The sequence below is a fragment of the Streptomyces sp. SAS_281 genome (assembly GCF_052542855.1).
This window is the reverse complement of the sequence record NZ_JBMNDO010000113.1, coordinates 1-26,081: the sequence shown is the minus strand read 5'-3', so window position 1 is coordinate 26,081 and position 26,081 is coordinate 1. Positions and strand designations below refer to the sequence as shown.

Annotated in this window: 29 protein-coding genes; 16 read left to right on the top strand and 13 right to left on the bottom strand. The window is 72.3% G+C overall.

The features are described from left to right. Positions 1 to 45: 45 nt before the first annotated feature. Entirely contained in the window at positions 46 to 444 is a 399-nt protein-coding gene (locus ACN6LM_RS30745; protein ID WP_445068676.1) for an ATP-binding protein, read from the bottom strand. A 313-nt stretch (positions 445 to 757) separates the two neighbouring features. Then, a complete protein-coding gene (locus tag ACN6LM_RS30740; protein ID WP_445068674.1) occupies positions 758 to 1,681 on the bottom strand; it encodes a hypothetical protein in 924 nt (307 codons plus the stop codon). Between the two features lie 35 nt (positions 1,682 to 1,716). On the opposite strand from ACN6LM_RS30740, the gene dapE reads away from it, so the two are divergent. Then, positions 1,717 to 2,796: a succinyl-diaminopimelate desuccinylase gene (gene dapE, locus ACN6LM_RS30735; protein WP_445068673.1), complete on the top strand. Its 1,080-nt coding sequence runs from the start codon at positions 1,717 to 1,719 to the stop codon at positions 2,794 to 2,796. A 109-nt stretch (positions 2,797 to 2,905) separates the two neighbouring features. Beyond that, positions 2,906 to 3,691 carry an LOG family protein gene (locus ACN6LM_RS30730; RefSeq protein WP_361031807.1) on the top strand — a complete coding sequence of 262 codons (786 nt, stop codon included), beginning with the start codon at positions 2,906 to 2,908 and terminating at the stop codon, positions 3,689 to 3,691. 156 nt (positions 3,692 to 3,847) lie between these two features. On the opposite strand, the gene folP is transcribed toward ACN6LM_RS30730, so the two are convergent. Further along, on the bottom strand, positions 3,848 to 4,708 hold the full coding sequence (folP, locus tag ACN6LM_RS30725) for a dihydropteroate synthase (RefSeq protein ID WP_445068677.1): 861 nt from the start codon (positions 4,706 to 4,708) through the stop codon (positions 3,848 to 3,850). Between the two features lie 132 nt (positions 4,709 to 4,840). On the opposite strand from folP, the gene ACN6LM_RS30720 reads away from it, so the two are divergent. Both ACN6LM_RS30720 and ACN6LM_RS30715 read left to right on the top strand, forming a co-directional pair. Further along, positions 4,841 to 5,263: a hypothetical protein gene (locus tag ACN6LM_RS30720; protein ID WP_445068671.1), complete on the top strand. Its 423-nt coding sequence runs from the start codon at positions 4,841 to 4,843 to the stop codon at positions 5,261 to 5,263. Further along, positions 5,260 to 5,847: a DNA-3-methyladenine glycosylase I gene (locus ACN6LM_RS30715; protein ID WP_445068669.1), complete on the top strand. Its 588-nt coding sequence runs from the start codon at positions 5,260 to 5,262 to the stop codon at positions 5,845 to 5,847. The genes ACN6LM_RS30720 and ACN6LM_RS30715 overlap by 4 nt, the downstream gene beginning before the upstream one ends. An 8-nt stretch (positions 5,848 to 5,855) precedes the next feature. Here the strand turns inward: ACN6LM_RS30715 and chcB are convergent, their stop codons facing one another. Continuing rightward, positions 5,856 to 6,668 (bottom strand): 2-cyclohexenylcarbonyl CoA isomerase, encoded by an 813-nt coding sequence (gene chcB, locus ACN6LM_RS30710; protein WP_445068667.1) that lies wholly within the window; start codon positions 6,666 to 6,668, stop codon positions 5,856 to 5,858. Between the two features lie 315 nt (positions 6,669 to 6,983). Here chcB and ACN6LM_RS30705 point away from each other — a divergent pair, with 315 nt between their 5' ends. Further along, the gene (locus ACN6LM_RS30705; protein ID WP_018105485.1) at positions 6,984 to 7,151 is read left to right on the top strand and encodes a DUF3117 domain-containing protein; all 168 of its coding nucleotides are present in this window, start codon (positions 6,984 to 6,986) and stop codon (positions 7,149 to 7,151) included. Between the two features lie 100 nt (positions 7,152 to 7,251). Here the strand turns inward: ACN6LM_RS30705 and ACN6LM_RS30700 are convergent, their stop codons facing one another. Next, positions 7,252 to 7,917: an O-methyltransferase gene (locus tag ACN6LM_RS30700; protein WP_164399550.1), complete on the bottom strand. Its 666-nt coding sequence runs from the start codon at positions 7,915 to 7,917 to the stop codon at positions 7,252 to 7,254. Positions 7,918 to 8,095: 178 nt separating this feature from the next. Here ACN6LM_RS30700 and sigE point away from each other — a divergent pair, with 178 nt between their 5' ends. From sigE to ACN6LM_RS30675, 5 genes are all read left to right on the top strand, one after another. Continuing rightward, positions 8,096 to 8,863: an RNA polymerase sigma factor SigE gene (sigE, locus tag ACN6LM_RS30695; protein ID WP_445068665.1), complete on the top strand. Its 768-nt coding sequence runs from the start codon at positions 8,096 to 8,098 to the stop codon at positions 8,861 to 8,863. Beyond that, the gene (locus ACN6LM_RS30690; RefSeq protein WP_445068664.1) at positions 8,860 to 9,849 is read left to right on the top strand and encodes a zf-HC2 domain-containing protein; all 990 of its coding nucleotides are present in this window, start codon (positions 8,860 to 8,862) and stop codon (positions 9,847 to 9,849) included. Before sigE ends, ACN6LM_RS30690 begins: the two co-directional genes overlap by 4 nt. 121 nt (positions 9,850 to 9,970) lie before the next feature. Beyond that, complete coding sequence (locus ACN6LM_RS30685) at positions 9,971 to 11,689, top strand: trypsin-like peptidase domain-containing protein (protein WP_445068662.1); 1,719 nt, start codon at positions 9,971 to 9,973, stop codon at positions 11,687 to 11,689. 99 nt (positions 11,690 to 11,788) lie between these two features. Next, on the top strand, positions 11,789 to 12,265 hold the full coding sequence (locus ACN6LM_RS30680) for a sec-independent translocase (protein ID WP_445068660.1): 477 nt from the start codon (positions 11,789 to 11,791) through the stop codon (positions 12,263 to 12,265). A 118-nt stretch (positions 12,266 to 12,383) separates the two neighbouring features. After that, positions 12,384 to 13,040 carry a hypothetical protein gene (locus ACN6LM_RS30675; RefSeq protein ID WP_445068658.1) on the top strand — a complete coding sequence of 219 codons (657 nt, stop codon included), beginning with the start codon at positions 12,384 to 12,386 and terminating at the stop codon, positions 13,038 to 13,040. A gap of 66 nt (positions 13,041 to 13,106) precedes the next feature. Here the strand turns inward: ACN6LM_RS30675 and ACN6LM_RS30670 are convergent, their stop codons facing one another. Genes ACN6LM_RS30670 through ACN6LM_RS30660 form a run of 3 tightly spaced genes read right to left on the bottom strand, consistent with a single transcriptional unit; the run spans position 13,107 to position 16,103 of the window. After that, on the bottom strand, positions 13,107 to 14,240 hold the full coding sequence (locus tag ACN6LM_RS30670; protein ID WP_445068657.1) for an Mrp/NBP35 family ATP-binding protein: 1,134 nt from the start codon (positions 14,238 to 14,240) through the stop codon (positions 13,107 to 13,109). Between the two features lie 44 nt (positions 14,241 to 14,284). Continuing rightward, positions 14,285 to 14,839 (bottom strand): DUF1003 domain-containing protein, encoded by a 555-nt coding sequence (locus ACN6LM_RS30665; RefSeq protein ID WP_018105493.1) that lies wholly within the window; start codon positions 14,837 to 14,839, stop codon positions 14,285 to 14,287. Continuing rightward, the gene (locus ACN6LM_RS30660; RefSeq protein ID WP_445068655.1) at positions 14,829 to 16,103 is read right to left on the bottom strand and encodes a magnesium transporter MgtE N-terminal domain-containing protein; all 1,275 of its coding nucleotides are present in this window, start codon (positions 16,101 to 16,103) and stop codon (positions 14,829 to 14,831) included. Before ACN6LM_RS30660 ends, ACN6LM_RS30665 begins: the two co-directional genes overlap by 11 nt. 205 nt (positions 16,104 to 16,308) lie before the next feature. On the opposite strand from ACN6LM_RS30660, the gene ACN6LM_RS30655 reads away from it, so the two are divergent. Next, positions 16,309 to 17,079 carry a hypothetical protein gene (locus tag ACN6LM_RS30655; protein ID WP_445068654.1) on the top strand — a complete coding sequence of 257 codons (771 nt, stop codon included), beginning with the start codon at positions 16,309 to 16,311 and terminating at the stop codon, positions 17,077 to 17,079. An 11-nt stretch (positions 17,080 to 17,090) separates the two neighbouring features. On the opposite strand, the gene ACN6LM_RS30650 is transcribed toward ACN6LM_RS30655, so the two are convergent. Together ACN6LM_RS30650 and ACN6LM_RS30645 are read right to left on the bottom strand one after the other, a co-directional pair. Then, positions 17,091 to 17,606: a hypothetical protein gene (locus ACN6LM_RS30650; protein WP_445068653.1), complete on the bottom strand. Its 516-nt coding sequence runs from the start codon at positions 17,604 to 17,606 to the stop codon at positions 17,091 to 17,093. 22 nt (positions 17,607 to 17,628) lie between these two features. Continuing rightward, complete coding sequence (locus ACN6LM_RS30645; RefSeq protein WP_445068651.1) at positions 17,629 to 18,750, bottom strand: magnesium and cobalt transport protein CorA; 1,122 nt, start codon at positions 18,748 to 18,750, stop codon at positions 17,629 to 17,631. A 405-nt stretch (positions 18,751 to 19,155) separates the two neighbouring features. Between ACN6LM_RS30645 and ACN6LM_RS30640 the strand changes: the two genes are divergently transcribed. Then, positions 19,156 to 19,791: a suppressor of fused domain protein gene (locus ACN6LM_RS30640; RefSeq protein WP_445068650.1), complete on the top strand. Its 636-nt coding sequence runs from the start codon at positions 19,156 to 19,158 to the stop codon at positions 19,789 to 19,791. Positions 19,792 to 19,796: 5 nt separating this feature from the next. On the opposite strand, the gene ACN6LM_RS30635 is transcribed toward ACN6LM_RS30640, so the two are convergent. Further along, complete coding sequence (locus ACN6LM_RS30635) at positions 19,797 to 21,044, bottom strand: MFS transporter (protein ID WP_164404207.1); 1,248 nt, start codon at positions 21,042 to 21,044, stop codon at positions 19,797 to 19,799. Positions 21,045 to 21,248: 204 nt separating this feature from the next. On the opposite strand from ACN6LM_RS30635, the gene ACN6LM_RS30630 reads away from it, so the two are divergent. The 3 genes from ACN6LM_RS30630 to ACN6LM_RS30620 all read left to right on the top strand — a co-directional run bounded on the left by ACN6LM_RS30630 (position 21,249) and on the right by ACN6LM_RS30620 (position 23,585). Continuing rightward, entirely contained in the window at positions 21,249 to 21,893 is a 645-nt protein-coding gene (locus ACN6LM_RS30630) for a DUF6758 family protein (RefSeq protein ID WP_445068649.1), read from the top strand. Between the two features lie 77 nt (positions 21,894 to 21,970). Continuing rightward, positions 21,971 to 22,837 carry a PHP domain-containing protein gene (locus ACN6LM_RS30625; protein WP_445068647.1) on the top strand — a complete coding sequence of 289 codons (867 nt, stop codon included), beginning with the start codon at positions 21,971 to 21,973 and terminating at the stop codon, positions 22,835 to 22,837. Between the two features lie 142 nt (positions 22,838 to 22,979). Further along, positions 22,980 to 23,585: a MarC family protein gene (locus ACN6LM_RS30620; protein ID WP_164404204.1), complete on the top strand. Its 606-nt coding sequence runs from the start codon at positions 22,980 to 22,982 to the stop codon at positions 23,583 to 23,585. A 91-nt stretch (positions 23,586 to 23,676) separates the two neighbouring features. Here the strand turns inward: ACN6LM_RS30620 and ACN6LM_RS30615 are convergent, their stop codons facing one another. Beyond that, positions 23,677 to 23,829, bottom strand: a complete 153-nt coding sequence (locus tag ACN6LM_RS30615; RefSeq protein WP_018105503.1) for a hypothetical protein — start codon at positions 23,827 to 23,829, stop codon at positions 23,677 to 23,679. A gap of 209 nt (positions 23,830 to 24,038) precedes the next feature. Here ACN6LM_RS30615 and ACN6LM_RS30610 point away from each other — a divergent pair, with 209 nt between their 5' ends. Then, positions 24,039 to 24,926 carry an NYN domain-containing protein gene (locus ACN6LM_RS30610; RefSeq protein ID WP_445068646.1) on the top strand — a complete coding sequence of 296 codons (888 nt, stop codon included), beginning with the start codon at positions 24,039 to 24,041 and terminating at the stop codon, positions 24,924 to 24,926. 31 nt (positions 24,927 to 24,957) lie between these two features. On the opposite strand, the gene ACN6LM_RS30605 is transcribed toward ACN6LM_RS30610, so the two are convergent. Beyond that, positions 24,958 to 25,803 carry an alpha/beta fold hydrolase gene (locus tag ACN6LM_RS30605; RefSeq protein WP_445068645.1) on the bottom strand — a complete coding sequence of 282 codons (846 nt, stop codon included), beginning with the start codon at positions 25,801 to 25,803 and terminating at the stop codon, positions 24,958 to 24,960. Between the last annotated feature and the right edge of the window lie 278 nt (positions 25,804 to 26,081).

Below are 26,081 nucleotides of genomic sequence, written 5' to 3'. Positions count from 1 at the left end.
CCCGGAAGCTCGTGCTTCCGGGGGCCCCTCACGCGTGGGCGGGTGTCAGCCGAGCGGCAGACCCTTGGTGAGCGCGTCGGTGGGCAGGCCGCCCTTGGCCGCCTTGGAGACGGTGCCGGTGGCCCCGCCCTTGGTGGCGCCGGAGACCTTCTTCGCGGCGGGGGCGGCCTTGCCGCCGACGTCGGTGAGCGTCTTGCCCGCCACCGGCAGCGCGGTGCCGACGAGCTTGCCGCCCGTCTCGGCCGCGGCGCCCGAGGCCGGCTTGGCGGCGCCTTCGACCGTCTTGCCGAGACCGGAACCCTCGACGCTGGTGAGGCCGCCGAGGTCCGGGGCCTGCGGGAGCTCCGCGGCACCCGCGGCACCGGCCGCACCGACCACGGGGGCCGCACCCGCCGCGATCAGCAGCGCGGTACGGGCGATCCGACGGGTCAGGGGGAGGGACATGATGCTCCTTCGACGGGAGGGGAATTCGGGCTGTCCGTGAGCCGGACGCCCTGACAACCGTCGTAGGGGCGGGTGAGGTTGCGGTGCGGGGACGTAAAGACTGGGCAATGCGTCGGATAATCCTCAGCGGAAGAACCCGGGCAAACGGTGCGTCGCGCGGTGGGCGGTGAAGCGTCACTGCCCTTGCGCGGCAAGGGGTACGGGAGCCGTCGAGGCGGTCGCCGAGCCGCCGCCCACGGGGCGCCCGGGGCGCACGACGGTACCCCCGTGCGGGTGACGGCCCGCACGCGTGGGCGGGCACCCCGAAGCGCCCTCAGCGCACGAGCCGCAGCCGCACCTCGTCCGTGTCCGACGCCTCGCGCCGCGACGCTTCGCGTTCCGTGTGCCAGCCGGAGCCGGCCGCCCAGACCCGGCCCCCGTACGCGACCTGGTCGATGCCCAGCGCCTCGGACTGCGCCACGGCCCAGTGCGCCAGCTCCCAGCCGCGCTGCGGTACGCCGTCCCGGTCCGCGCGGCGGTCCGCCCGCACCGGGACCGTGAGCGCGCCCGAGGAGGAGGGGCCCGCCGTGCCGGTGCCGGCCGGCAGCACGCCCCTGCCGAAGGTGTCCACCAGGGCCGCCCGCACCTTCGTCGCGTCGCCCGTGCCGGCGGTGGTCCGCGGTGGCTCGCAGTCCAGCGCGGCCGGTGTGCGGCCGGTCAGCGCGGCGGCCAGCACCGCCGCGTCCGGCTCGTGCTTCGCGTACGCCTGCGGGAAACCGCTGCGCTGGACGCGCTGCGCGGCCTCGGTCAGCGGCAGCCGCGAATAGCCCGGCACCTCGGCCAGGTGCTGGTAGAACTTCCCGGCCGCGTACACCGGGTCCATGACCTGCCGTGCGGTTCCCCAGCCCTGCGAGGGCCGCTGCTGGAACAGCCCGAGCGAGTCCCGGTCGCCGTGGTCGAGGTTGTGCAGCGCGGACTCCTGCAACGCCGTGGCCAGCGCGATGGTCACCGCGCGCTCCGGCATTCCGCGCCGGGTGCCGACCGCGGAGATCGTCGCGGCGTTCGCGGCCTGCTCGGGCGTCAGCCGGTACGAACCGTCCGCCGACCGCACCGTGCACTGGTCGGACCCGCGTCCGCCCGAAACGTACTGAACCGTCAGATAACCGGCCAGCGCCGCGAGCACGCCGAACGCGGCCGCGACCCGCAGCCGACGGCTGCGGCCGGGGCGCCGGGGAGCGGCGGAATCGGTCCTGGTCACGGGGCCACCGTACGACAGGCGCTAGGGTCGTAGCCATGGCCGAAAGCATGCTTGACCTCACCCTGGACGGGCCCGCCCTCACCGCCGCGCTCGTGGACTTCCCCTCGGTCAGCGGGGAGGAGAAGGACCTCGCCGACGCCATCGAGACGGCACTGCGCACACTGCCGCACCTGACCGTCGAGCGGTACGGGAACAACGTCGTGGCCATGACGAATCTCGGCCGTTCCGAACGCGTCATCCTGGCCGGGCACATCGACACCGTGCCGATCGCCGACAACGTGCCCTCGCGGCTCGACGCGGACGGCCTCCTCTGGGGCTGCGGCACCTCCGACATGAAGTCCGGAGTCGCCGTCCAGCTGCGCATCGCCGCCACCGTGCCGGAGCCGAACCGCGACCTCACCTTCGTCTTCTACGACCAGGAGGAGGTCGCCGCCCACCTCAACGGCCTCGGCCGGATCGCCGACGCCCACCCGGACTGGCTGAAGGGCGACTTCGCCATCCTGCTGGAGGGCTCGAACGGCGAGGTCGAGGGCGGCTGCCAGGGCACCCTGCGGGTCTTCCTCCACCTGGAGGGCGAGCGGGCGCACTCCGCGCGCAGCTGGATGGGGTCCAACGCCATCCACGCCGCCGCCCCGGTCCTCGCCCGCCTCGCCGCGTACGAGCCCCGGCGGCCGGTGATCGACGGCCTGGAGTACCACGAGGGCCTGAACGCCGTACGCATCGAGGGCGGCGTCGCCAACAACGTCATCCCCGACGCCTGCACGGTGGTCGTCAACTACCGTTACGCCCCCGACCTCGGCCAGGAAGAGGCCCTGGCCCACGTCCGCGAGGTCTTCGCGGACTGCGGCGTCGCGGAGTTCACGGTGGACGACCACTCCGGCGCGGCCATGCCCGGCCTCTCCCACCCGGCGGCCAAGGCGTTCATGGACGCGGTCGGCGGCGTCGCCCGGCCCAAGTTCGGCTGGACGGACGTGGCCCGCTTCGGCCCCCTCGGCGTCCCCGCGGTCAACTACGGCCCCGGCGACCCGGTCCTCGCCCACAAGCGCGACGAGCACGTCAAGGTCGAGCGCATCACCCACTGCGAGGACCGCCTGCGTTCCTGGCTCACCGCCTGACCCACGACCTGACCTCCCGGATTCCCCTGTCCGTAACCCGTGGCGATCTACGCTGGCGGGAGACGGAGGCGTCGCAGGGCGCCCCCGACGTCGGCGGAGGGAGCAGGTCATGGGCAACCGCGAGGATGCGCGCATTCCCGAGGGTGCGGAGATCCCCGAGGGCGCCGTACGGCCCGAGGAACAGCGCCTCGGCCCCGTACTGCGCCGCAGGGACCAGGTGCAGCCCGGCACGACCGATCAGCGGCTGCTGGATTCCGAGGACGACTCCGAGTGGGTGCACACCGACCCGTGGCGGGTGATGCGCATCCAGTCGGAGTTCGTCGAGGGCTTCGGCGCGCTCGCCGAACTGCCGAGCGCCATCAGCGTCTTCGGCTCGGCCCGCACACCCGCCGGTGCCCCGGAATACGAGGCGGGCGTACGGATCGGCAGAGCGCTGGTCGACGCGGGCTTCGCGGTCATCACCGGGGGCGGCCCGGGCGCGATGGAGGCGGCGAACCGGGGCGCGCGCGAGGCGAGCGGCATCTCGGTCGGCCTCGGCATCGAGCTGCCCTTCGAGTCCGGGCTGAACCCGCACGTCGACATCGGCGTCAACTTCCGCTACTTCTTCGTCCGCAAGACGATGTTCGTCAAGTACGCCCAGGGCTTCGTCGTCCTGCCCGGTGGCCTTGGCACCCTGGACGAGCTCTTCGAGGCACTGACCCTCGTCCAGACGGGCAAGGTCACCCGCTTCCCGATCGTCCTCTTCGGCACGGCCTACTGGGGCGGCCTGGTGGACTGGCTCCGCGACACGGTGGTGGCCCAGGGCAAGGCGTCGGAGAAGGACCTTCTGCTGTTCCACGTCACGGACGACGTGGACGAGGCGGTGGCGCTGGTGACGAAGGAAGTGGGGCGCTGAGGTGTTGCGGGGGCGCTGCCCCGCACCCCCGCTCCTCACGCGCCGGAGGGGCTCAATCGCCGCCCCGACGGCGTTCGAGGCGCGGGGCGCGGGGCGGCGCCCCGGTTTCGAGGGGCGGGCAGGAAGACAGGCCCGACGCACCCCGCCGACGCGCCCCTACGCCAGCCCCCTCCGCGCGACCGCCGGCGACCGCCACCCCGCGATCGACGCCACCATGTCCAGGACGTCCCGCGTCTCGGCCACCTCGTGCACCCGGTACACCCGCGCCCCCAGCCACGCGGACACCGCGGTCGTCGCCAGCGTCCCCAGCAACCGCTCCTTCACGGGCCGGTCCAGCGTCTCGCCCACGAAGTCCTTGTTGGAGAGCGAGACCAGCACCGGCCATCCCGTCTCCGCCATCTCGCCGAGCCGGCGCGTCGCCTCCAGCGAGTGGCGGGTGTTCTTCCCGAAGTCGTGACCGGGGTCGATCATGATCCCGTCGGGCCGGACCCCCAGGGACACGGCCCGCTCGGCCAGCCCCACGGTCACCCGCAGGATGTCGGCCAGCACGTCCTCGTACCCCACCCGGTGCGGCCGGGTCCGCGGCTCCGCCCCTCCGGCGTGCGTGCACACGAGCCCCGCCCCGTACCGCGCGGCGACCTCCGCGAGCTTCGGGTCCACGCCGCCCCACGCGTCGTTCAGCAGATCCGCCCCCGCCTCGCAGACCGCCTCGCCGACCTCGTGGCGCCAGGTGTCGACGCTGATGACCACGTCCGGGTGGAGCCGGCGCACCTCGGCGACGAACCCGACCGTGCGGCGGACCTCCTCCTCGGCGGTGACCTCCTCGCCGGGACCGGCCTTGACGCCACCGATGTCGATGATCGCCGCACCGTCGGCCACGGCCCGCTCGACCCGGGCAAGGGCCGGCTCGTCCTGGAAGGTGGCGCCCCGGTCGTAGAAGGAGTCCGGGGTGCGGTTCACGATCGCCATGACCACCTGCTCGTGCTCCCCGAATTCACGCCGCCCCAGCCGGAGCACACCGCTTGCCATCCGTGTCCCTTCCTGTGAATCCGCCCAGGCGGAAACCGCCGAGGCCAACAGCCGACACTAACCGTCAGTGCCGCATGGCACGATCGGACCCGGACGAATTCCGCTCCCGGGGAGATACGCGTGTTCTTGTTCTTGCTGCTGGCGATGGTGGTGGTGGTTGCCGCGGTCACCCTCGCGGTGGTCGGTGGAGGCAGAAGCGCCGTCCTGCAGGACGTGGCGCCCGAACAGCTGACGGACCCGCTGCCCGCGTCGCGCCCGGTCGGCCGCGCGGACGTCGAGGCGCTGCGGCTCCCCGTCGGCCTCCGGGGCTACCGGATGCCGGACGTGGACGACGCGCTCGGCCGGCTCGGCGCCGAGCTCGCCGAGCGGGACGCGCGGATCGCGGAGCTGGAGTCGGCGCTGGCCGGCGCGCAGGCGACCCGGACGGGCGGCCCCGACCTCCTCAAGGGCGGACAGGACCGGCCGCCGCGCCCCTGGCAGCCGCCCGGGACCGCCGGGCCGGCGGACGAGCCGCCGGCCCGCGACGAGGAGCCCGGCCGATGACCGGCGGGGCCGTGGCGGCGGCGGACGGCGGACTGCGCTGCCCCTGGGGCCTGTCCACCGAGGACTACCTCTGGTACCACGACACGGAGTGGGGCCGCCCGGTCCACGGCGACGACGCGTTGTTCGAGCGGCTGTGCCTGGAGGCGTTCCAGTCGGGTCTCTCCTGGCTGACGATCCTGCGCCGCCGCGAGGGCTTCCGCAGCGCGTTCGCCGGGTTCAGCATCCCGGCGGTCGCGGAGTTCACCGAGGCGGACCGGGAGCGGCTGCTGGCCGACGAGGGCATCATCCGCAACCGCGCGAAGGTCGACGCGACCATGGCCAACGCCCGGGTGCTGGCCGGCTGGGGCACCGGTGAGCTGGACGGCCTGATCTGGTCGTACGCCCCCGACCCGCTGAGCCGCCCGGCCCCGAAGACCCTCGGGGACGTACCGGCGGTCACCCCCGAATCCACGGCCCTGGCCAAGGAGCTGAAGAAGCGGGGGCTGCGGTTCATCGGACCGACCACGGCCTACGCCCTGATGCAGGCGTGCGGCCTGGTGGACGACCACCTCGCCGACTGCGTCTCCCGCCCCACCCCGGCCTGACACCCGCCCTACCGCCCCAGATACTTCGGCTTCTCCTTCGCGAGGAACGCCCGCACCGCGATCCCGTGGTCCTCGGACACGCCCGCCTTCGTCTGGAGCTCGTCCTCCTTCTCCAGAGCCTCGGCCAGGGTGTGACCGGCGCCGAAGGCGAGCGACTCCTTGATCGCCGCGTAGGCGACGGTCGGCCCGTCGGCCAGGGCACGGGCCACGGCGGCCGCCTCGGCGGCCAGTTCGGCGGCGGGCACCAGCTTGTTGACGATGCCCAGCTCGTGGGCGTCCCGCGCGGAGATGGAGCGCGGGAAGAGCAGCAGGTCGGCGGCGCGGCTCTGGCCGATGAGCCGGGGCAGCGTCCAGGAGACGCCCGAGTCGGCGGTGAGGGCGACCCCGGCGAACGAGGTGTTGAAGGAGGCGGTGTCGGCGGCCACCCGGTAGTCGCAGGCGAGCGCGAAGCCGAAGCCCGCGCCGGCGGCGGCGCCGTTGATCCCGGCCACGACCGGCTTCGGCATCTCGGTGAGCGCCCGCACGATGGGGTTGTAGTGCTCCTGCACCGTGCTGAGCGCGTTGCCCTCGCCCGCCGCCTCGGTCTCCGCGAGCTTGGACAGGTGCTCCTTGAGGTCCTGCCCCACGCAGAAGGCTCGTTCCCCGGCCGCCGTGAGCAGCACCGCACGTACGCCGCTGTCGGCGGCGGCGGACCGCAGGGCGTCGCGGAGGGCGACCTTGGCGGCGGTGTTCATGGCGTTCATCGCGCCGGGGCGGTCGATCGTGATCGTCGCGAGTCCGTCGCTGATGTCGTACCGCACCACGTCGTTGTGATCGGCCATGTGAGGGGTCCCCTTTGTGTGTCGTTCACCTGCGTCTCCACGCAAGCATGGCCGACTTCGCCGAAGGCGGATATGTGACCTGCGTCAAACATTTCCGCGCTGCGGAGGGGCCCAAGGGGCCGGAGTATCCCAGTGAGGTCCCCGAATTGGGTGGTTTTGAGTGAGCGCGTTGCCCAAGAGATGCAGAGCGATGTTGGTCATCAAGGCCGGTGATGCGGGATAATGGCGTGGAAGCACTGTGTTCGATGCCGGTGAGGCAGCGCCTGTCATGGGGCCGCCGGTTGCGATGAGCTGGTTTCAGGAAGGGGAACGAGCATGGCGGCCATGAAGCCGCGGACGGGCGACGGCCCGCTCGAGGTGACAAAGGAGGGGCGGGGCATCGTCATGCGAGTTCCGCTCGAAGGCGGCGGTCGGCTTGTCGTGGAGCTGACGCCGGACGAGGCCGATGCCCTCGGCGACGCCCTCAAGCAGGTCGTCGGCTGAGCAGACGCTCATAACTTCACCGCTGCCCCGGCATGGTTCCCGTGCCGGGGCAGCGGTGCGTCCGGAGCCGGTACGGTCACGGGGCGGGCGCGCGTACGCCTCAGCCGCGCCGGACCGCGCAGAGCAGACCGTCGCCCACCGGCAGCAGCGTCGCCATCAGCTCCTGGCTCTCGCGGACCGCGCGCAGCAGCTCCCGCACGCGCAGCACCTCCGCGGGCTGGGCGGCCGAGTCGACCGTACGGCCGTCCGCGAAGACGCCCTCGAAGCAGACGAGCCCCCCAGGTCGCAGCAGGCGCAACGATTCAGCGAGACAGTCCAGGCTCTCCATGCGGTCGCCGTCGCAGAACACGAGGTCGTAGCCGCCGTCCGCGAGGCGGGGGAGCACATCCAGGGCGCGCCCGGGGATGAAGCGGGACCGGTTGGCCGCGAAGCCCGCGGCGCGGAACGCCTCCCGGGCGAACTGCTGGCGCTCGGGCTCCGGGTCGACCGTGGTCAGCACCCCGTCCGGCCGCATCCCGTGCAGCAGATAGATGCCGGACACGCCGGTGCCGGTACCGATTTCCGCGACGGCCTTGGCGTCCGTGGTGGCAGCGAGCAGGCGCAGGGCGGCCCCGGTGCCTGGCGAGACCGAGCGGAGCCCTGCCTCGCGGGCCCGGTCCCGGGCCCAGCGCAGTGCTTCGTCCTCGGCGACAAAGGCGTCGGCGAACGCCCAGCTCGTCTGCCGGTTGGCGGTGATGGCCCTCTCCTGTCCCCTTAGTTGGCGCAACGGTGACTGTATCCGCTGGACCCGGGAACCCGCAGATGGGACCGGGCGTTGTCCAAAGGTGGGGAGAAGCCCGGGAACGAGGCCCGCCGGTCGGGTCCGTGGCACGGGTGAGCTTCCGGGGACATCCCCGGCCCCAGCTGGGAAAAAGGCTTATCCGGAGCTAACGGGCGAGGTGGTTATGGTAGGGGCTCGACTGGACACCACCAGAGCCGATAGGGGAGGTGCGGCTGCGCCTGTGGATCGGGGAGGAGTGCTGCGGCGCTTTCTCAGGTCGGCGGGTGAGCCGAAATCCGTGACCGACATTGCTGACCGTTCTTCCAAAGACTCCGCACCGACCGCGACCTTCGCCTCCGATGCGGAATCCCAGGCGTGGACCCCGCCCACATGGGAAGAGATCGTCAGCACGCACAGCGGCCGCGTCTACCGCCTTGCCTACCGGCTGACGGGAAACCAGCACGACGCGGAGGACCTCACGCAGGAGGTCTTCGTCCGTGTCTTCCGTTCGCTGTCGACCTACACGCCCGGCACCTTCGAGGGCTGGCTGCACCGGATCACGACCAATCTCTTCCTGGACATGGTCCGCCGCAAGCAGCGCATCCGCTTCGACTCCCTCGGGGACGACGCCGCCGAGCGGCTGCCCAGCCGTGAGCCGTCGCCCCAGCAGGTCTTCAACGACACCCACTTCGACGCCGACGTCCAGCAGGCGCTGGACACCCTCGCGCCCGAATTCCGGGCCGCCGTCGTCCTCTGCGACATCGAGGGCCTTTCGTACGAGGAGATCGCGGCGACGCTCGGCGTGAAGCTGGGCACCGTGCGCAGCCGCATCCACCGCGGACGCTCCCACCTGCGCAAGGCGCTGCGGCACCGCTCGCCCGAGGCGCGCGCCGAGCAGCGCTCGCTCGCGGGCGCGGGTGTCTTCCTGGCCGGGGAGGGCGGCACGGCGTGAGTGGTACGGATCCGACCCCCGCGGAACAACACCTGGGGGACCGCCTCGCCGCGCTCGTCGACGGCGAGCTGAAGCACGACGCCCGCGACCGGGTGCTCGCCCATCTCGCGACCTGCGCCAAATGCGCGGCCGAGGCGGCAGCCCAGCGCCGCCTGAAGGACGTGTTCGCGCAGGCCGCCCAGCCCTCGCCCTCCGAAGGCTTCCTGGCCCGTCTCCAGGGGCTTCCGGGCGGACCCCCCGGGGGTGACGACGACCGGCAGGGAAGACCCGAGGGCGCCTCCGGGCGGTTCGGTGACGGGCTCTTCCCGGGGACGCGCCCACCGGGCGGCCGGGCAGACCTCACCACCGCCCCCGTGGACGGCTTCGGCTACCTCCCCGCAGTCCACGGCGGGGCCACGGCGCTGCCTCCGGCCGGTGCGGGCTTCCGCATCCACGAGGTGGGGCGCGAGGGCGACCGCTCCCCGTGGCGGGGCCGCCGCTTCGCCTTCGCCGCCGCCAGCGCCGTCTCGCTGGCGGCCATCGCGCTCGGCGGCGCCCTCCCGACGAGCACCGGCGAGACCCCGACCCGCGCCTCCGGCCCGGGCAACAGCGTGGTCCCGGCCGGGTCCGACGCACGGACCGGCGGAGCCCTGCTCTCCGGCCGGCGGAACGGGGTGGGCCTGGGCACGCGCTCCGCGTCCGGCCAGGCGGGCCGCTCGGTCTCCCTCGCGGTGAACACGGTCTCGGCGGGGTTCGCCGCTCCGTCGCTGCTGGGCTCCGGCCGTCTCTCCGGCAATCCGTACGGGCTGGGTCTCCGCTCCGACACGTCCGCGACAAGCCCCGGCGGGGCCGGTTCGCTGCGGGGCCGCACCCTGGGCGGCGGGCTCGACCCCTTCCCGCCCACCCCCACCCCGCAGGCCACCCCGCAGCCCTCCCTGCCGCCCGCCTCCGCCGCCGCGAAACCGGCTTCCGCCGGCCACGGGCTGCCCCTCTCGCCCCGCCGCTGATCCCGCACCCCGTACGGGCTGCGCAGCCCCGGCCCAAACCTGGTTGAATTCCGGCAGGATTTTCGGGAGGGACGCCCCGGCGGGGCGTGCGGAGGGCCGGTTGCGGCAGTTCGGGGAGAACATGGACGACGGGAAGCCGGCCGAGCCCGGGGCGAAGTGGTGGAGCCGGCCCACACCGGGGAGCGCCGCGCAACCGGAGCCTCCCGTCGAGGACGCGGTGCCGGATCCGCAGACCCCGGCCCCGGCCCCGGCTTCGGGCGAGGCACCGGCTCCGGGCGAGGCCCCGGCTCCGGGCGACGCCCCGGACGCCGTCGCGGTGCCGGTGGCGGCCGAGCCCCCGACATCCCCCGAGGCCCACGACACCGCCCGCCGCGCCGGGCAGCCGCTGCACGAGCCCGACCCGTACGGCACCCCGCCCTACGGCGGCCCCGGACCGTGGGCGCCCGCCCCTCCCGTACAGCGTCCGACGCCCGCGCACGGCACCCCCGTACCCCCGCCGTACGCGGGGACGAACGGCGCGGGGATATCCGTCGCACCGGACCACACCGCGACCCGGACCTTCCCGCCCCCGGCACCGCCCCAGCACCCGCAGGAAGCCCCGCACGCGCCGTCCCCGCACCCGCAGGAAGCCGCGCACGCGCCGGCCCCGCAGTGGCAGAGCTACGACCCCTGGGGTGCGCCCCGGCAGCCCCTCGTCACCCAGCCAGGTCCCCCGCTCCCCGACGGCCGGCGGAAGAACCGGCGCGGCGCGCTGCTGATCGGCGCGCTGCTCCTCGCCCTGGTCGCGGGCGGCATCGGCGGCGGCATAGGCGCGTACATAGAACGCAACGGCGGCCTCACCAGCATCGAGCTGCCCCAGGACGAGCGGGACGGCGGCGGGCGCGCCCCGGACAGCGTGGCCGGTATCGCGGCCAGCGCCCTGCCCAGCGTGGTCACCCTGCACGTCAGCGGCGCCACCGAGGCCGGCACCGGCACCGGCTTCGTCCTCGACGACCGGGGCCACATCCTCACCAACAACCACGTGGTCGCCCCGGCCGGTTCGTCCGGCGAGATCACCGTCACGTTCAGCGGGGGCGAGACCGCGACCGCCGAGGTCGTCGGCAAGGACAGCGGTTACGACCTGGCCGTGGTGAAGGTGAGCGGCGTATCCGGACTGAAGCCGCTCCCGCTGGGCAACTCCGACAACGTCCGCGTCGGCGACCCGGTCGTGGCCATCGGCGCGCCGTTCGACCTGTCCAACACCGTCACCTCCGGCATCATCAGCGCCAAGGACCGCCCGATCACCGCGGGCGGCGAGAAGGGCGACGGCAGCGACGTCAGCTACGTCAACGCGCTCCAGACCGACGCCCCGATCAACCCGGGCAACTCCGGCGGCCCGCTGGTCGACACCGACGCCCATGTCATCGGCATCAACAGCGCCATCCGTGCCGCCGACAGCAGCTCGGCCGGCGAGGGCGGGCAGGCCGGGTCCATCGGCCTCGGCTTCGCCATCCCGATCAACCAGGGCAAGCAGGTCGCCGAGGAACTGATCAACACCGGCAAGGCGACCCACCCGGTGATCGGCGTCACGCTCGACATGAAGTACAACGGTGACGGGGCGAAGGTCGGCGGGAGCAAGCAGGGCTCCTCGCCCGTCACGGCGGGCGGCCCGGCCGACAAGGCCGGCATCGAGGCGGACGACGTCATCACCGAGGTGGACGGCAAGCGGGTGCACAGCGGCGAGGAGCTCATCGTCAAGATCCGCTCGCACCGGCCGGGCGACCGGCTGGAGCTGACCGTGACCCGCGGTGGTAAAGACCTGTCCATAACTTTGACGCTGGGCTCGGCAACCGGCACGTGACGGCCACGGGAAGCTACCGTCCGGACAGATTCGCCGGGTACCGTGTTGGATGTCCGGACCTCATCCGAGCTGGTCGCGGAGAAGACGAGGAGCCGCAAGGTGTTCAACGACATAGGTGCACTCGAGCTGCTGGCGCTCGCGATCCTCGGCGTGCTCGTCTTCGGCCCGGAAAAGCTCCCCAAGGTCATCCAGGACGCCTCCCGCTTCATCCGCAAGATCCGTGAGTTCTCGGAGAGCGCCAAGGAGGACATCCGCACGGAGCTGGGCCCGGAGTTCAAGGACTTCGAGTTCGAGGACCTCAACCCCAAGACGTTCGTCCGCAAGCAGCTCATGGACGGCAACGACGACCTGGGGCTGAAGGAGATCCGCGAGAGCTTCGACCTGCGCAAGGAGATCACCGAGGTCACCGACGCGGTGAACGGGCGCGGCACCGCGTCCGTCGAGGCGAAGACCGGCGTGTCGGGCGGTGCCTCGGTCACGGCGGCGAACGGCTCGAAGGGCGCTCCGGACCTGCTCAAGAAGGGCGAGCAGCCGCCGAAGGACACTCCGCCGCCGTTCGACGCGGACGCCACCTGAGGGCTGCCAATCCCGGGTCCTCCGGACGGTATGGCTATCCTCCATCTGTCCGGTTGTGAGGACGCCCGCGGGGGGCGGGCCGCTCCGGACCCTGAGGATCGAGGAGGCGGCCGGGCTGATGGAGACGACGAGTCGGGTGGGCGCACAGGACGCGCCGGACACGGTGGAGGCGGTACCGGCGGCCCGGCTCATGGTGGTCGACGGCTACCTGAAGGCCCCGTTCCCCTGGTACGCGCTGGACGAGGCGTTCACCGGCCCGCGCCGGCTGATGCCGCTGGGCACCGCCGCCGACGGCGAGGTGCAGCACGGCTCCATCGGACACGGCGACGAACCGCTGGTCCGGGGCGACTCGGGCGCCGACAAGCAGCGGTTCGCTGTGGTGGTGACCGTCGCCAGCAGCCCCGTACGGCGCAGTGGTGACGGCACCGGGGTCCTGGAGGCGACGACGGTGTCCTCCGCGGCCTGGCTGGCCGGCTCCGGGCTGCTGTCCTGCACCTGGCCCCCGCAGCTCGACCACACCCTGCGCGACGACTGGCTGGACCAGCAGACGGAGACCGCGTTCGAGCTCGCCGACGATCTGGAGGGCCCCGCCTGGTCGGCGCTCTCCCTGCCGGTCGACGGCGTCCCGGTCCCCTTCCACTACCGCGAGTCCGAGTTCGGCTGGGTGCTGGCCGGCTCCGCGCCGGGCGGGGTGCACATCGGCGCCTACGGGCGCGGGATGAGCGCGTACGGGCTGGGCTTCTCGGTGGTCAAGGACATCCAGGCGTACGCCTGACGCACACGACAACGGGGAAGGCCGGGACCCTCGGGCCCCGCGGCCTTCCCCGTGTCCGTGCGCGCGTCAGAACTTGTTGCGCGGGGTGATCCCCAGCGACATGCCCGACAGGCCGCGCTGACGGCCGCTCAGCTTGCCCGCGATGGTGCGCAGCGCCTTGCCGGCGGGGGAGTCGGGGTCGGAGAGCACGACGGGCTTGCCCTCGTCGCCGCCCTCGCGCAGCCGTACGTCGATCGGGATCGCACCCAGCACCGGCACCTCGGCGCCGATCGTCTTCGTCAGGCCCTCGGCGACCTTCGCGCCGCCGCCCGAGCCGAAGACGTCGACCATCTCGTCGCAGTGCGGGCACGGCATGCCCGACATGTTCTCGACGACGCCGACGATCTTCTGGTGGGTCTGCACGGCGATCGAACCGGCCCGCTCGGCCACCTCGGCGGCGGCCTGCTGCGGGGTCGTGACGACCAGGATCTCCGCGTTCGGCACCAGCTGGGCCACCGAGATCGCGATGTCGCCGGTGCCCGGCGGCAGGTCGAGCAGCAGGACGTCCAGGTCGCCCCAGAAGACATCGGCCAGGAACTGCTGGAGCGCGCGGTGCAGCATCGGGCCGCGCCACACCACCGGGGCGTTGCCCGGGGTGAACATGCCGATGGAGATGACCTTCACGCCGTGCGAGGACGGCGGCATGATCATGTTCTCGACCTGGGTCGGCCTGCCGTCCACGCCGAGCATCCGGGGAACGCTGTGACCGTAGATGTCCGCGTCCACGACGCCGACCTTCAGCCCGTCCGCCGCCATCGCCGCGGCCAGGTTCACCGTCACCGAGGACTTGCCGACGCCGCCCTTGCCGGAGGCGACCGCGTACACCCGGGTCAGCGAGCCGGGCTTCGCGAACGGCACCTCGCGCTCCGCCGTGCCGCCGCGCAGCGAGGCGGCGAGGTCCTTGCGCTGCTCGTCGCTCATCACGTCGAGGGTGACGTCGACCCGCGAGACGCCCTCGACACCGGCCACCGCGTCGGTCACGTTCCGGGTGATCGTCTCGCGCATCGGACAGCCGGAGACGGTGAGGTACACCGTGACAGCGACCACACCGTCAGGATCGATGTCGACCGATTTCACCATGCCCAGCTCGGTGATCGGACGGTGGATCTCGGGGTCGTTCACTGTCGCCAGTGCCTCAAGCACCGCGTCTTCCGTAGCCATACGGACGATGGTACGGCGCCGCTCGCTACGCGTGGGTAGCCCCGTCAGCGGTCTTCGTCACTCTCGGCCGACAGCAGCGCCCGGCGGTCGTCCAGGTCCTTCACCAGGTCCTCCAGCTCGGAGCGGATCCAGTCCCGGGTGGCGACCTCGCCGAGGCCCATCCGTAGCGCCGCGATCTCCCTGGTCAGGTACTCGGTGTCGGCGATGGAGCGCTCGTTCTGCTTCCGGTCCTGCTCGTGCGTGACCCGGTCCCGGTCGTCCTGCCTGTTCTGCGCGAGCAGGATCAGCGGAGCCGCGTACGACGCCTGGAGCGACAGCATCAGGGTCAGGAAGATGAACGGGTACTGGTCGAACCTCAGGTGCTCGGGCGCGAAGATGTTCCACGCCACCCACACGATGATGATCAGCGTCATCCAGACGATGAACCGGCCGGTGCCCAGGAAGCGCGCGATGCGCTCCGAGAACCGGCCGAACGCCTCGGGGTCGTACTCCGGAAGCAGCCGCCGGCGCGGCGCCTTCGGCTGGTCGAGCCGGTTCCTCGGCGTACGGGTCAGCGCCGTCGAGCCGTTCGACGCGCGGGCGCGGTCGTCACCGGTCACGGAGCACCCCCTCGCGGCTGAGGAAGTCCCTCTCCCGCCAGTCCTCCGGCAGCAGGTGGTCCAGCACGTCGTCCACGGTCACCGCGCCCAGCAGCGAACCGCTCTCGTCCACCACCGGCACCGACACCAGGTTGTACGCGGCCAGATAGCTGGTCACCACCGACAGCGGGGTGTCCGGCGGCAGCGGCACCAGGTCGCTGTCCAGGAGCGAGCTGACCAGGGTGAACGGCGGGTCGCGCAGCAGTCGCTGGAAGTGCACCGTGCCCAGGTACTTGCCCGTCGGCGTCTCGTCCGGCGACCGGCACACGTACACCTGCGCGGCGAGCGCCGGTGACAGGTCGGACTGGCGCACCCGGGCGAGCGCGTCGGCGACCGTGGCGTCCGGGCGCAGGATGACCGGCTCCGTCGTCATGAGGCCGCCCGCGGTGCGTTCCTCGTACGACATCAGCCGCCGTACGTCCGCCGCGTCGCCCGGGCGCATCAGCGTCAGCAGCCGCTCCTTGTCCTCCTCGGGCAGCTCGGAGAGCAGGTCGGCCGCGTCGTCCGGGTCCATCGCCTCCAGGACGTCCGCCGCGCGCTCCTCCTGGAGCTTGCCGATGATCTCGACCTGGTCGTCCTCGGGCAGCTCCTCCAGGACGTCGGCGAGCCGGTCGTCGTCCAGCGCCGCGGCGACCTCCGCCCGGCGCTTCGGGGTCAGGTGGTGCAACGCGTTGGCGACGTCGGCGGGGCGCAGCTTCTCGAACGTGGCCACCAGGGACTCGGCGCCCTGCCCGTGCTCCTCCAGCGAGAAACCCTTCACCGCCGACCATTCGACGGTCAGGGTCTCGCCCTTGCGGCGCAGCGCCCCGCCCCGGCCCTTGCGGACGAAGTACTTGTCGATCTCCCAGTCCCGGCGGGCGGGCAGCTGCTGGATGGCCACGTCCAGGACGGTCACCTCCTCGTCCGTCTCCACCAGGCGCACCCGGCGGTCGAGGAACTCGCCGAGCACCAGGCGTTCGGTGGGCCGCTGCTCGAAGCGCCGCATGTTGACCACGCCCGTGGTGATCACCTGCCCCGACTCCACGCCCGTCACCCGGGTCATCGGCAGGAAGATCCGCCGCCGGCTCACCACCTCGACCACCATGCCGAGCAGCCGGGGCGGCCGGCCGCCGACACGGAGCATCGCGACCAGGTCGCGGACGCGCCCCACCTGGTCGCCGTTGGGGTCGAAGACCGGCACACCGGACAGGTGCGAGACGAACACCCGGGGCGTCACCGGTGTCATCCCCGCTCCTCCTCGCTCACCACGAACGGCCTCCGGCCGCCCGCTTCCGACAGTTATTGCACTGTTATGACGTGATCAGGCTAGCCCGTACGGTCGCGGACCGCCCCGGCTGGCCGTCCGTACGGCTCCGGGTCCGATGGCGTAGGCCACCCGGGTACGCTGCCGTCTGCCACCCCCCACCATGGATACGAGAGGCAGTGCGCCTGTGACCTCTTCCGCCCCGGCCGTACGGACCCGCCGCCGGAACGCATCCCTCGCCGTCGCGCTCTGCGCGGGGCTGACCGCGGCGCTGACCGCGTGCGGGGGCGAGGACCCGGACGAGGGGACCAACGGCGTCGGCAAGCTCTCCGCGCCGGAGATCGAGAAGAGGGCGCAGACCGCGGCGGACTCCGCCGACGCGGTGCGGCTCGCCGGGACGCTGGTCAGCAAGGGCGGCACCTACACGATCGACATGCGGCTCAAGGACAAGGGCGGCGCGGGCTCCGTCACCTCGAAGAACAGCACCTTCACGCTGCTGCGAATCGGTGACGAGCTCTATCTCAAGGCCGACGCCGGTTTCTGGAGCCACGACGACGAGGGCAAGGCGGACACCGGCGAGGGCGGCACTGCGGCGGCCGGCAAGCTGGAGAACAAGTACGTCAAGGTCCCCGAGGGCGACCCCACGTACAAGCAGCTGAGCGGCTTCACCGACAAGAAGGTGCTGCTCGACGGGATGCTCACGCTGCACGGCAAGCTCACCAAGGGCGGCCGCGACAAGGTGGCCGGGGTGCGCACGGTACGGATCATGGGCGGCGAGGGCGCGGGCGGCGCGCTCGACGTGGCGCTGGAGGGCAAGCCGTATCCGCTGCGCTTCGCCCGGGGCGGCGGCGGAGGCGTGATCACGCTCGCCGACTGGGGCAAGGACTTCACGCTGAAGGCCCCCGCGAAGGACGAGACCGTCGACTACGGCAAGCAGCTCCCGAAGACCTCGTCCTGAGGGGCCTCGCGCTACGCGCGCAGTGAGCGCTTCAGCAGGCGCGGCAGGCCCGCCGGGACCGGCAGCCGGGTCGTCGCCGTCGTGGGCAGCGGCGCGGCCGCCCCGGAGGTCTCGGGCAGCTCGGTGCGCGCGTCGAGGGGCGTGAGCCGGACGACCCGGCACTCGCGGGCCCAGCGCTCCACCATCCGCTCCGCGTCCGGCGCGTTCAGCCGCTTGCCCTTCAGCTCGGCGACGGCGGCCTCCCACTCCTCGGAGTGCGGGGCGAGCACGGTGACCGAGGCGGACCAGGCGACGACGCGGCCGCCCTTGTCCTTGCTGCGGACGGTGACCTCTGCGGTGGCGCCCTCGGTGAGCCCGGCCGGGAGCGGCTGCTCGCCGGGGCCGTCGCCGACGAGGTGGGCGGCGCCCTCGTGCCATACGTGCCACAGCGCCCGGGCCGCGCCGGTGGAGCGCACCCAGACGAGGCCCGACTTCTTCGTGGCCTCCTCGACGAGGGCCGGCCCGAGCAGCGTGTCAGCAGCAGTCATGGGTGAGAGCTTAATGGGGCGCTCAGAGCCAGCCGTTGCGCTTGAGCATGCGGTGGATGGAGAAGCAGACCACGCCGATGAAGCCCATGACCATCGGATAGCCGTACGTCCAGCCCAGTTCCGGCATGTGCTTGAAGTTCATGCCGTAGACCCCGCAGATCATCGTCGGCACGGCGACGATCGCCGCCCAGGACGTGATCTTGCGCATGTCCTCGTTCTGCGCGACGGTCGCCTGCGCCAGGTTGGCCTGGAGGATGGAGTTCAGCAGTTCGTCGAAGCCGATGACCTCTTCCTGGACCCGCACCAGGTGGTCGGCGACGTCCCGGAAGTACTTCTGGATGTCGGGGTCGATCAGCCGCATGGGCCGTTCGCTCAACAGCTGCATCGGGCGCAGCAGCGGGGAGACGGCCCGCTTGAACTCCAGCACCTCGCGCTTGAGCTGGTAGATCCGCCCGGCGTCCGAGCCGCGCGCGCTTCCCTTGTCCGGCGTGGAGAAGACCTCGATCTCCACCTCGTCGATGTCGTCCTGCACCGCGCCCGCCACCGCGATGTAGCCGTCGACCACGTGGTCGGCGAGGGAGTGCAGCACGGCGGAGGGGCCCTTGGCCAGCAGCTCGGGGTCGTCCTCCAGACGGTGGCGCAGGGCGCGCAGCGAGCCGTGGCCGCCGTGCCGCACGGTGATGACGAAGTCCCGGCCGGTGAAGCACATGACCTCGCCGGTCTCCACGACCTCGCTGGTCGCGGTCAGTTCGGCGTGCTCGACGTAGTGGATGGTCTTGAAGACGGTGAACAGCGTGTCGTCGTAGCGCTCCAGCTTCGGGCGCTGGTGGGCGTGGACCGCGTCCTCCACGGCCAGCGGGTGCAGCCCGAACTCCCGGGCGATGCCGGCGAATTCCTCCTCGGTCGGCTCGTGCAGCCCGATCCAGGCGAAGCCGCCCTGCTCCCGGACCCGCAGCATCGCCTCGCGGGCGGTGCGGCAGGTGCCGTCCACCTCGGCGAGCCGGCGGCCGTCGCGGTAGACCGCGCAGTCGACCACGGCGCTGGAGGCGGACGGGTCGCGGGTGTTGTCGTAGCTGTTGTGCAGGGGGGTGCTCTTGCGCAGGGAGGGGCGCACGACGGCGCGCAGGTCACGGATCATCGACATGGCTGGCTCCTTCACGGAGGGCCGTCGTCGGGGGGCCTGGAACAGCCCGGAATGGGGACGTGGACTCACATCCGCAAAGCGGGCGGCACCGCGGCGGCACGATGACGGCGTTCGCTACAGACAGGTGAAAGGCTGTGCTCTTCCGTCGTGCGACATGCCAGCGCCCCGACCGGGTGTCAGATCACACGGAGGGGCGTCCGGCGGAAGAGCGGTTGGTACTGCACGATCGACTCGGATCCACCGCAGCCCCACCTCCTCCTGCCGGTCCCCCGTGGGGGATGACGTAGCGCCGGGACTTGAGAGCGACGCTTCAGCGTGCTGTCCCGGGCCGACACCCCAGGCTAGCAGCCGGTACAGGGCCAATCCCTTACTTTGCCCGTTCCATACGCGACCTATGCTCGCGGCATGGCAGAAATTCTTGCTCTGGTCGAGGCACGTCTGCGGACGGCCCTGGGTGAACCGGACGCACGTGCGGCAGTGACGTTTCTCGGGACTGACCGGATCGAGGTGCTCCGGTTCATCGACGGAGACATCGTGCGGTACGCCACGCTCGGCATGTCCGCTCAGCCGATGTCCGACCCGACGGCCGTCGTGGCCGACCCGCTGAAGGGTCCGCGCGCCGAACTGGTCCTGTCGGTACGGGGCGGTCTGGCCGACACCGACCAGGTGCTGCGCAAGCTCGCGGTGCTCGCGGCCTCGCCCCAGGTGGAAGGCCTGGTCGTGGCGCCCGGCGCCTCGCTGGACGTCGGCGAACCGCTGTGGCCGGGCGCGCCGTTCACCTCGGTGCTCGTCGCGGAGAGCGGGGGGCTGGTGGAGGATCTGGAACTGGACGAAGCCGTGCTGAGCGGCAGCTCCGTGGGGGATGGCGGCCGGGAGACGGGCGGGCCGCTGGATCCGGTGCGCTTTCTGCCCTTGCTGCCGATGACGCAGAACGAGGCCGCCTGGAAGCGGGTCCGGGGTGCGCAGGAGCTCCAGGAGAAATGGCTGTCGCAGGGGACCGACCTGCGCGATCCCCTGCGACGTTCCGTGGACCTGGACTGACGGCCTCAGTTGGCGAAGACCGTGACGCCGTCCTCCGTGGCGTGCTTCGGCTCCAGTTCCTCCGCCTCGTGGCTCAGCGCGGAGCGCCGTACCCAGACCACGACCGCACCGATCACCGAGGCGACGGCGGCGACCACGAACGGGATGTGGATGTTGCTCCACTCCTCGATCTTCGGGGCCAGGTAGGGCGCCGCGGCCGCGGCGAACCAGCGGACGAAGTTGTAGCCCGCGCTGGCCACCGGGCGCGGCGCGTCCGAGACGCCGAGCGCCAGCTCGGTGTACACGGTGTTGTTCATGCCGATCAGGGCGCCGGACACGATGGTGCAGACGATGGCCGTGGTGTGGCTGCCGTAGCCGAGTACCACCAGGTCGGCGGCGAGCAGCACCAGCGAGGCGCCGAGCACCTTGAGCGAGCCGAACCGCTGCTGGAGCCGGGGCGCGACGAGCACCGAGAACACCGCGAGCAGCAGGCCCCAGGCGAAGAAGACGGCACCGGACTTGTACGGCGTCATGTTCAGCACGAACGGGGTGAACGCCAGGATCGTGAAGAACGCGTAGTTGTAGAAGAACGCGGACGCCGCGACGGAGGCGAGCCCGCCGTGGCCGAGCGCCTTGACCGGGTCGAGCAGTGACGTCTTACGGGCCGGCCTGGGCTGCTCCTTCAGGAACGCCGTGATGCAGACGAAGCCGATCGCCATCAGCGCGGCCGTCCCGAAGAAGGGGTAGCGCCAGCTGGCGTCCCCGAGCAGCGCGCCGAGCAGTGGCCCGCACGCCATGCCGAGGCCGAGCGCCGACTCGTACAGCAGGATCGCAGCCGAGCTGCCGCCGGCCGCCGCGCCGACGATCACCGCGAGCGCGGTCGAGACGAACAGCGCGTTGCCCAGGCCCCAGCCGGCCCGGAACCCGACCAGCTCCCCGACGGACGAGGAGGTGCCGGAGAGCGCGGCGAAGACCACCACGAGCGCCAGCCCGGCCAGCAGGGTCTTGCGGCCGCCGATGCGGCTGGAGACGAAGCCGGTCACGAGCATCGCGACGGCGGTGATCAGGAAGTACGAGGTGAAGAGCAGGGACACCTGGCTCGGCGTCGCGTCCAGGCCCTTGGCGATGGACGGCAGGATCGGGTCCACCAGGCCGATCCCCATGAACGCCACGACGGAAGCGCCCGCCGTGGCCCAGACGGCCTTCGGCTGGCGCAGGATGCTGACCGGCTCCTGGTTGAACGGATCCTCTCCCGTTACTGCCTCTGACGGCATGGGCCTCTTCCTCTCACTGGCTCCACTGGATCGATGCGTTATGCACAGAATAAGTTAGAGAGGCTAATGAATGCAAGTTACATCTAAATTCCCCCGGGGTGCCCCGGTGACCGCGGGGCGCGCGGGGTAGAGGGGCCTGGGTGCGCGGCGCGCAAGGGTGGTCGTCCTTGACGCGGCGACGGCCGGAGAGGACCGTGGGAAGGTATGAGGGGCGAACCAAGTTGCCCGAAGTGCGGAGGCCGGGTCAGGGCGCCCGGGCTCTTCGCCGACACCTGGCAGTGCGACGTCCACGGCAGCGTCCACCCGCTCCAGCCGGTCGTCCCGCCGAGCGTCGAGGCGCTCGGCGTGGTGGTGCACCGGGCGCGGGTCCCCGTGTGGATGCCCTGGCCGCTCCCGGTCGGCTGGCTGTTCACCGGCGTCGCCTGTGCCGGCGACGACCGCACCGGCGGACGCGCCACCGCCGTCGCCTGCTCCGGACCCGGACCGCTCGGCGGCATGGGCGAGCTGCTGCTCGTCGCCGAGGAGCTGGGCGTCGGGCTCGGCGCGCGGTACGCCGGCATCGACGGCCCGGACCCCGGGCCCTTGCTGCGCGTGGACGGCCCCCCGGACTCCAAGGTGCTCGCCGCCGGGCGCCCCACACCCCTCTGGCATGTCAGGCACGCCCCCGCCGACCGCGCCGTCTTCGCGGGCGAGGCGCGCGGCCTGTGGCTGTGGGCCATCGTGTGGCCCGAGCAGTCCGGACTGCTCATGTACGACGAGCTGGTGCTCACCGACCTGCGCGACGCCGGGGGAGAGGTCGACCTGGTGCCCTGCGGCGCCCTCACCCCCCGCCTGCTGACGGGCCCCTGACGGCGGGCGGATCAAGCACGCGCGCCGGTTATCCTTGAGCGTCCCCCCGTCCGGCCGCGAGCACTGGAGTACGAGTCGTGCGCATCGATCTGCACACCCACTCCACCGCGTCGGACGGCACGGACACGCCCGCCGAGCTGGTGCGCAATGCCGCCGCCGCGGGCCTCGACGTCGTCGCCCTCACCGACCACGACACCGTGCGCGGGCACGCCGAGGCCGCCGCCGCGCTCCCGGAAGGGCTCACCCTCGTCACGGGCGCCGAACTCTCCTGCCGCGTCGACGGCGTTGGCCTGCACATGCTGGCGTACCTCTTCGACCCGGACGAGCCGGAGTTCGCCCGCGAGCGCGAGCTGGTGCGCGACGACCGGGTGCCGCGCGCCCGGACCATGGTCCGCAAGCTCCAGGAGCTGGGCGTCCCCGTCACCTGGGAGCAGGTCGCCCGCATCGCCGGCGACGGCTCCGTCGGCCGGCCGCACGTCGCCACCGCCCTCGTCGAGCTGGGCGTCGTCCCGACCGTCTCCGACGCCTTCACGCCGGACTGGCTCGGCGACGGCGGGCGCGCCTACGCGGAGAAGCACGAGCTGGACCCCTTCGACGCGATCCGGCTCGTCAAGGCCGCGGGCGGCGTCACCGTCTTCGCCCACCCGGCCGCCGTCAAGCGCGGGCGTACGGTGCCCGAGGCGCGGATCGCCGAGCTGGCCGCCGCCGGGCTCGACGGCATCGAGGTCGACCACATGGACCACGACGAGCCGGCCCGGACCCGGCTGCGCGCACTGGCCCGCGAGCTCGGGCTGCTGACGACCGGCTCCAGCGACTACCACGGCAGCCGCAAGACCGTGGAGCTCGGCGCGTACACCACCGACCCCGAGATCTACGGCGAGATCACCCGGCGCGCCACGGGAGCCTTCCCGGTGCCGGGCGCCGGCGGACCCGCCACCGCGTAACAACACCCGGGCCCCGCCCGCGTACGCCGCTCAACCCTTCACCGCACCCCGTTCGCCCTCCGGCATGCCCGGCGGCCCGGGGGTGCGCCTCTTCCTCGCGGCCACCCGCCGCACACCCGCTCACTCCCCACAAGGCTCCCCTGTGTTCGACGTCGCTGTCTTCGGATCCCTTTTTCTCACCCTTTTTGTGATTATGGATCCGCCCGGAATCACCCCGATCTTCCTCGCCCTCACCGCAGGCCGCCCCGCCAAGGTGCAGCGCCGGATGGCGCTCCAGGCCGTCGCCGTCGCCTTCGGCGTCATCGCCGTCTTCGGCGTGCTCGGCCAGCAGATCCTGGACTACCTGCACGTCTCCGTGCCGGCGCTGATGATCGCCGGAGGGCTGCTCCTGCTGCTCATCGCGCTCGACCTGCTCACCGGCAAGACCGACGAGCCGACGCAGACCAAGGACGTCAACGTCGCGCTCGTACCGCTCGGCATGCCGCTGCTCGCCGGCCCCGGCGCGATCGTCTCGGTGATCCTCGCCGTGCAGCACGCCGACAGCGTGGCGAGCCAGGTCTCGGTCTGGTCGGCGATCCTCGTCATGCACGTCGTGCTCTGGCTGACCATGCGCTACTCGCTGCTGATCATCCGCGTCATCAAGGACGGCGGCGTCGTGCTCGTGACCAGGCTGGCCGGCATGATGCTGTCCGCCATCGCCGTGCAGCAGATCATCAACGGCGTCACCCAGGTCATCCGGGGCGGCTGACCGGGGTCCGGACGCAACAGCGGCCCCGCACGGTCGTTCCGTGCGGGGGCGCTTCGTCTTCGTTACGACGGCAACTCACATCGGCAAGGTGTTACGAAGCCGGACTTTCGGCCGGGCGGATGTAGATGCGCTGGCCCGTGGCCGCGGCCTGCTGCACGATCCGCTTGACGGAGGCGGCGTCCACGACAGTGCTGTCCACGGCGGTACCGTCGACATCGTCGAGTCGCATGATCTCGAAGCGCATAGGGCTTCCCTTCGTCTGATCCTCCTGCTGGAGAACTACTGGGAGGACGGTGTCCCGTCCGCAAGGATGAGGAGCGCCAGGCATGTCTGTCGAGCGCCCCACACCGGGTACAACGACTTGCCCCCTGCAATCATTCCCTACGCTAAGGAAATTTTTCGGATGTCTAAATACCCGTTGGTAATCAGGCGTACGGGCGCGACGGGACGCGCATGAACGACGCGGAGATCGGCGAGCGGCTGGACCGCACCAACGCACTGCTCGAACGCGTGCTCGCCGAGGTCTCGAAGACCCCGTCGACCCACGCGATCTTCGTGGACGCGGGATACGTCTACGCCGCCGCCGGGCTGCTCGTCACCGGCACCGAGGACCGGCGCTCCTTCGACCTCGACGCCGAAGGGCTGATCGAGGCGTTCATCGACAAGGCCCGCACCATCTTCGCGGACAGCCGGCTGCTGCGCGTGTACTGGTACGACGGGGCCAGGCGCCGCATCCACACCACCGAGCAGCAGACCATCGCCGAACTCCCCGACGTCAAGGTCAGACTCGGCAACCTCAACGCCAACAACCAGCAGAAGGGCGTCGACTCCCTCATCCGCACCGACCTGGAATCGCTCGCCCGCCACCGGGCCATCAGCGACGCGGCGCTCGTCGGCGGCGACGAGGACCTGGTCTCGGCCGTCGAGGCCGCGCAGGGCTACGGCGCCCGCGTCCACCTCTGGGGCATCGAGGCGGGCGAGGGGCGCAACCAGGCGGAGCCGCTGCTCTGGGAGGTGGACAGCCAGCGCACCTTCGACCTGGACTTCTGCCGTCCCTACGTGACCAGACGCCCCGTCACCACGTACGAGGACGACGCCCCCGTGCCCTCCCGCGAGGACGTCCACTTCGTCGGCGCGCAGATCGCGGCGGCCTGGCTCGCCGCGCGCGGCCGGGAATCCCTGGCCGACCTGCTGCCCGGGCACCCCTTCCTGCCGGGTTCGGTCGACCAGGACCTGCTGCACGAGGCCGAACGACTCCTCCAGCGCTCGCTGCGCGGCCACCCCCCGCTGCGGCGGGCGCTGCGCGACGGCTTCTGGCAGCACCTCCAGTCCCAGTACTGAGACCCGCCGGTACGGGAAACCCGGGCGGGACCTACAGGCCGTCCCAGAAGGAGGCGAGCGCGGCGGCGGTCGCCTCCGGCCGGCCCGTGTTGGGGGAGTGCTCGGCGCCCTCGATCCGGGTCCGGCGCGCCCCGAGCCGTACCGCCATCCCGTCCAGCACCGGCACCGGCCAGACGTCGTCCACCTCGCCGGAGACGACATGGACCGGCAGCCCGGTCGCGGCGAGATCGGCCACCCGGTCCGGTTCGGTGGCCAGCTGACGGCCCGTCGCGATCAGCTGGGCCGGGCGGTGGCGCAGCCAGCGCCGCCGCAGGTCCTCGCCGCCCGTCTCCGCCTCGGCCGGCGGGTCGAAGGCGCGCATCGCGTCCCACACGGCGCTCATGGTCATGGTGGCCAGCGCGTCGCCCAGGATCTTCAGCTTCACCTGCTGCGCCTCGACCACCTCGGCGGGCCCCGAGGACATCAGCGTCAGCGAGCGGAACGGCGCCGCGTCCAGCAGGACCGCGGCCCGGCAGAGCTGCCCCCCGAGCGAGTGCCCCAGCAGATGCACCGCGCCCTCGCCGGAACCGAGCGCGGCCGTCTGCGCGAGCACGTCCCGGGCCAGCTCCTCCTGCGCGTACTCCTGGAGGTCGTCCGTCCCCGGGCTCTCGAACTGCCCGCGCCCGTCGACGGCGACGGCACGGTAGCCGGCCTCCGCGAGCGGTTCCAGCAGCGCGATGAAGTCCTCCTTGCTGCCGGTGTACCCGGGCACCAGCAGGGCGGTGCCGCGCGGGGTTCCGGCGGGCGCCGCGTCCAGCACGGCGAAGTCCCCGCGCGCGGTGGGCAGCGCACGGGCACGGGCGCAGGAGGGCGGGGTGAAGGTGGGTGGCCTGCTCATGGAACGAGGTTAGAACGTTCCGCGCGCCGGCGAGGGACGGGCGGTCCGCGCCCGCGAACGACGGGCGGTCCGCGCCCGCGAACGACGGGCGGTCCGCGCCGGCGAGGGACGGGCGGTCCGCGCCCGCGAAGGACGGGCGGTCCGCGAGGGACGGGCGGTCCGCGCCCGCGAAGGACGGGCGGTCCGCGAGGGACGGGCGGTCCGCGCCCGCGAACGGCGGGCGGTCCGCGAGGGACGGGCGGTCCGCGCCCGCGAAGGACGGGCGGTCCGCGAGGGAC